Raw genomic sequence first — 5,298 nt, 5'->3', positions numbered from 1 at the left:
TTGCGGCGGCAAAGAAAAGTAGGTGCCGCCCCGCACAGGGGCAACGCCTGAAGCAAGCTAACGTAGCGCGGATGCCAGCGAAAACCAAACCAAACCAAACCAAACCAAACCCAAAACCGCCCGCGCCGCAAAGGCGCCCACACAGCACCCACCGCATAGGCCCCACAGCGTCGCAGACAAAAAAAAACCAAAAACCAAACCACAGCAGGACACCCGACGATGACGTCTGACCGACCAAGGCTTCCCCGTCATCGCCGGGTGCCGCTGCGGACCCCACTTGCCGCTCTCAGCCCAGAGCGACATGATTTGCCCGATCCGATGCGTGCCGCGCGCCGGACCAGGCGCCCCACTTGTATGCCGCCGCGATCAGGTACACGGCAGCCGTCGTTGCATCAGAAAAGCGTCACAGGCTCGCTCAAGCCGCTTTCTGATCAGCAGCAGGTGCCTGCGCGACCTCAAAATTCGCCATGATTTCGAGCGCGCGAACCATCGCCGAGTGATCCCATGCCTTGCCGCCGTTCGCCGCGCACACGCTGAACAGTTGCTGGGCACTCGCCGTATGCGGCAACGCAATGCCAAGCTTGCGCGCGCCATCGAGCGCGAGGTTCAGGTCCTTCTGGTGCAGCTCGATCCGGAAGCCAGGGTTGAACGTGCGCTTCGTCATGCGCTCGCCATGCACTTCAAGAATGCGCGACGACGCGAAGCCGCCCATCAACGCCTTGCGCACGCGCTCCGGATCGGCGCCCGAACGGGCCGCGAACAACAGCGCTTCCGCGACGGCTTCGATGTTCAGCGCAACGATGATCTGGTTCGCCACCTTGCAGGTCTGTCCCGCGCCGTTGTCGCCGATCAGCGAGATGTTCTTGCCCATCAGGTCGAACAGCGGCTTGGCCAGATCGAACGACTTTTGCGGCCCGCCGACCATGATCGTCAGCGTCGCATCACGTGCGCCGATTTCGCCGCCCGAGACCGGCGCGTCGAGATAGTCGCAACCCAGTTCATTGATCTTCTTCGCAAACGCCTGCGTGTCGAGCGGCGAGATCGAGCTCATGTCGATCACGAGCTTGCCCTTCGTCAGGCCCTTCGCCACGCCGTCATCGGCGAACAGCACGTTGGCCACGTCGGGCGTGTCGGGGACCATGATCACGACGATATCGGCCGCCTGCGCAACAGCCGTCGAATCAGCAACCGACGTGGCCGTTTTGGCGAGATCGTCCGGCACCGGGTACGCGCCATTGACGAACAGCGTATGGCCGCCCTTGATGAGATTGCGCGCCATGTGCGCGCCCATGATGCCGAGGCCGATGAAACCGATCTTTGCCATTGAATGTGTCTCCAGTAAATGAGGTTCGAAATGTGCTCGTGTGTGTCGTTGCAGTCAGGCGGCGATATCAGGCGGAGGCATGGGCGCGCTTCACGCCCGCGACGCTCTCCAGCCAGCCGAGGCCTTCCGCCGTCGTCGTGCGCGGCTTGTACTCGCAGCCGACGTAGCCCTGATAACCCAGCGAATCGAGCAGATCGAACAGGAACGGATAGTTGATCTCGCCCGTGCCCGGCTCGTTGCGGCCCGGGTTGTCGGCGAGCTGGATGTGAGCGATCTGCGCCAAGTGCTTCTTGATCGTCGCGGCGAGTTCGCCTTCCATCCGTTGCATGTGATAGATGTCGTATTGCAGGAACAGATTGTCGGAGCCGACGGCCTGAATCACATCGAGTCCTTCCGACGAGCGGTTCAATGCGAAGCCCGGAATGTCGTACGAGTTGCACGGCTCGACGAGCAGCCGGATGCCTTCGTTCTTCAACGCGGCGGCAGCAAAGCGCAGGTTATCGACGATCGTCGCGCGCGCCTTGTCGGCATCGACACCCTTCGGAATGCCGACGAGGCAGTTCAGTTGCGGCACCTTCAACGCCTTCGCGTATTCGATCGCGCGGCCCACGCCTTCCTGAAACTCGCCGACGCGATCCGGCAGCGAAGCGATCCCGCGTTCGCCCGCTTCCCAGTTGCCGGCGGGCAGGTTGTGCAGCACGAGCTTCAGCTTGTTCTGCGTGAGCCGCTCGGACAATTCAGCGATCTGATACGGATACGGGAAAAGAAACTCGACAGCGTCGAAGCCCGCGTCGGCGGCCGCTGCGAAGCGGTCGAGGAACGGGACTTCGTTGAACAGCATCGTGAGATTCGCGGCAAATTTCGGCATGTTGCTTTTTCTCTCTGGTCGGTCAAATTGAACAGCACGGCGCGGGCGGATGCGTTTCGCTGGAAACGCGTCCGCCCGGATGAGGCGGGTAAAACACTCAGTCGCGATCAGTCGAGCAGGCTGACGGCGCTCGGTGCATCGGCGCGGCTTACCGCGAGTTCTTCGAACTCGTTGATCGCGTCGATCTCGGCGCCCATCGAAATGTTCGTCACACGCTCGAGAATCACTTCGACGATCACGGGCACGTTGTACTCGGAGAGCATCGACTGCGCTTTTTCGAGCGCGGGCTTGATCTCTTCCGGCTTGAACACGCGGATCGCCTTGCACCCGAGGCCTTCCGCCACCGCGACGTGATCGACGCCATAGCCTTCGAGTTCCGGCGCGTTGATGTTGTCGAATGCGAGCTGCACGCAGAAGTCCATGTCGAACGCGCGCTGCGCCTGGCGGATCAGGCCCAGATACGAGTTGTTCACGACCACATGCACGTACGGCAGCTTGAACTGCGCGCCCACGGCCAGTTCTTCGATCATGAACTGGAAGTCGTAGTCGCCCGACAGCGCGACGATGGGGCGCTGCGGATCGGCGGCACGCACGCCCAGCGCTGCCGGAATCGTCCAACCGAGCGGGCCGGCCTGGCCGCAGTTGATCCAGTTGCGCGCCTTGAACACATGCAGGAACTGCGCGGCGGCGATCTGCGACAGACCGATCGTGCTCACATAGCACGTATCGCGGCCGAACACCTTGTTCATCTCTTCGTACACGCGCTGCGGCTTGATCGGCACGTTCTCGAAGTGCGTCTTGCGTTGCAGCGTGCGCTTGCGTGTCTGGCATTCCTCGACCCATGCGCTGCGGTCTTTCAGCTTGCCCGCTGCCTTCCATTCCTTCGCGACTTCGACGAACAGTTCGAGCGCGATCTTCGCGTCGGACACGATGCCGAGATCCGGGCCGAACACGCGGCCGATCTGCGTCGGTTCGATATCGACGTGCACGAACTTGCGGCCCTTCGTATAGACCTCGACGCTGCCCGTGTGACGGTTCGCCCAACGGTTGCCGATGCCGAGCACGAAGTCGGAGGCGAGCATCGTCGCGTTGCCGTAGCGATGCGACGTTTGCAGGCCGACCATGCCTGCCATCAGCGGGTGATCGTCGGGAATCGCGCCCCACGACATCAACGTCGGGATCACGGGCACGCCGACCGTTTCAGCGAACTGCACGAGCAGGTCTTCAGCGGCGGCGTTCAGCACCCCGCCGCCCGAGACGATCAACGGCTTCGCGGAGTCGTTGAGCAGCGTGAGCGCGGCTTCGATCTGCTTGCGCGTTGCAGCGGGCTTGTAGATGGGCAGCGGCTCGTAGGTGTCGATGTCGAACTCGATTTCGGCGAGTTGCACGTCGATGGGCAGGTCGACCAGCACGGGGCCGGGACGGCCCGAGCGCATCAGGTGGAACGCCTGCTGGAACACGCGCGGCACGAGAGCCGGTTCGCGCACCGTGACGGCCCACTTCGTGACGGGCTTGGCGATCGATTCGATATCGACGGCCTGGAAGTCTTCCTTGTACAGACGCGCGCGCGGCGCCTGGCCGGTGATCGCGAGAATCGGAATGGAGTCGGCGGAGGCGGAGTAGAGGCCCGTGATCATGTCGGTGCCAGCGGGGCCCGACGTGCCGATGCACACGCCGATATTGCCGGGCGCTGCACGCGTATAGCCTTCGGCCATGTGCGATGCGCCTTCGACGTGGCGCGCCAGCACGTGACTGATGTTGCCTGCCTTGCGCATGGCCGAGTAGAACGGGTTGATGGCGGCGCCGGGAACGCCGAAAGCCGTGTCGATGCCTTCTTTTTCGAGCACGAGCACCGCTGCGTCGACGGCTCTCATCTTGGCCATGAATGTCTCCTGGAAGTCTGTAAAGCGGATGGGTGTTAGGCACACTTTAAGACTGCATCTAAGGTTTGATAAGATCATTCACGGTCGCTTATTCCAAAACAAAAAGTATGGAATGGGACGGGCGCGCGTGACCGCGTGCGCAGACGGGAGACGCCCGCGCCACGGGCTTGTGGAGACGAAGATGGACCGCTTCAAACAGATTGAGACGTTCGTGCGCGTTGCCGACGCGGGCAGTCTTGCTTCGGCGGCGCTGGAAGAAGGCGTGTCGCCCGTGATTCTTGGGCGGCGGATCGACGCGCTCGAAAAGCGCCTGGGCGTCAAACTGATGTACCGGTCGACGCGCCGGCTGGTGGTCAGCGAAGAGGGTGCGGCGTTTCTCGAGCGCTGCCGCGGGTTGCTCAGCGAGTGGGACCAGGCGGAAAACGAGCTGATGGCGGGGCGGCGCTCGGTCAATGGGCATCTGATCGTATCGGCGCCTGCCGCGTTCGGGCGTAAGCATGTTGCGCCGCTCGCGCCTGAATTTCTGAAGGACAAGCCTGAATTACAGGTTTCGTTCAATCTGACCGACCGCGTCGTCGATCTGGTGCGTGAGGGCTACGATCTGTCGATCCGTATTGGTGGCGCGGTCGATCCGAACTTTGTGGCCGTCAAGCTGGCGACGAACCGGCGGGTCGTGTGCGGGACGCCTGAGTATTTTCGTCAGCATGGCAAGCCGAAGACGCTCGAGGATTTGCCGGCGCACAATTGCCTCGCGTTCAATCTGCAAGGCGGGCAGAACCGCGGCTGGTATTTCCGGCGCAATGGCAAGCTGACGACGGTGCGGGTCGGTGGGACGCTGGATTGCAATGATGGCGAGCTGCTGCATCGGTGGGTTTCCGAAGGGCTCGGGCTTGGCTGGCGCTCGACGTGGGAGATCGATCAGCAACTCGCGAGGGGCGAGCTCGAGACCGTGCTCGATGAATATGCGCTGCCTGATTACGACATTCTTGCGGTTTATCCGCAGCAGCGGTATGTGCCCGCGAAAGTGAGGTACTTCATTGATTATCTGAAAGAGGTTTATGCGCGGCCTGATTACTGGGTGAATGCGGGGTGAGGTAGGGTTTTTTGCCTTTCGGTTGGGGGTTGGGCTTTGCGCTTTGCCTTGGCCTTTGTGCTGGCATCCGCGTTACGTTATCTAGCTTCATGCGTCGCCCCTGTGCGGGGCGGCACCTACTTTTCTTTGC

Annotated in this window: 4 protein-coding genes; 1 reads left to right on the top strand and 3 read right to left on the bottom strand. The window is 62.1% G+C overall.

All coding sequences use genetic code 11. From position 1 onward, the window contains the following. Positions 1 to 415 precede the first annotated feature (415 nt). The 3 genes from KFO72_RS41160 to gcl all read right to left on the bottom strand — a co-directional run bounded on the left by KFO72_RS41160 (position 416) and on the right by gcl (position 4,075). A complete protein-coding gene (locus KFO72_RS41160; protein ID WP_054930366.1) occupies positions 416 to 1,324 on the bottom strand; it encodes a 2-hydroxy-3-oxopropionate reductase in 909 nt (302 codons plus the stop codon). Between the two features lie 67 nt (positions 1,325 to 1,391). Beyond that, entirely contained in the window at positions 1,392 to 2,192 is an 801-nt protein-coding gene (gene hyi / locus KFO72_RS41155) for a hydroxypyruvate isomerase (protein WP_054930367.1), read from the bottom strand. 107 nt (positions 2,193 to 2,299) lie between these two features. Beyond that, on the bottom strand, positions 2,300 to 4,075 hold the full coding sequence (gene gcl, locus KFO72_RS41150) for a glyoxylate carboligase (RefSeq protein WP_054930368.1): 1,776 nt from the start codon (positions 4,073 to 4,075) through the stop codon (positions 2,300 to 2,302). 181 nt (positions 4,076 to 4,256) lie between these two features. On the opposite strand from gcl, the gene KFO72_RS41145 reads away from it, so the two are divergent. Next, on the top strand, positions 4,257 to 5,168 hold the full coding sequence (locus KFO72_RS41145; RefSeq protein ID WP_060602650.1) for a LysR family transcriptional regulator: 912 nt from the start codon (positions 4,257 to 4,259) through the stop codon (positions 5,166 to 5,168). The last annotated feature ends 130 nt before the right edge of the window (positions 5,169 to 5,298 follow it).

It is taken from the genome of Paraburkholderia sp. XV (assembly GCF_020177535.1).
Taxonomy (GTDB): Bacteria; Pseudomonadota; Gammaproteobacteria; order Burkholderiales; family Burkholderiaceae; genus Paraburkholderia; species Paraburkholderia caribensis.
The sequence above is the reverse complement of the archived record's forward strand: the minus strand, read 5'-3'. Positions and strand labels throughout refer to the sequence as shown.

Coding starts and splice junctions, on each gene's coding strand:
- hyi (WP_054930367.1), bottom strand. CDS start 2,192: ATGCCGAAATTTGCCGCGAATCTCACGATGCTGTTCAACGAAGTCCCG.
- gcl (WP_054930368.1), bottom strand. CDS start 4,075: ATGGCCAAGATGAGAGCCGTCGACGCAGCGGTGCTCGTGCTCGAAAAA.
- KFO72_RS41160 (WP_054930366.1), bottom strand. CDS start 1,324: ATGGCAAAGATCGGTTTCATCGGCCTCGGCATCATGGGCGCGCACATG.
- KFO72_RS41145 (WP_060602650.1), top strand. CDS start 4,257: ATGGACCGCTTCAAACAGATTGAGACGTTCGTGCGCGTTGCCGACGCG.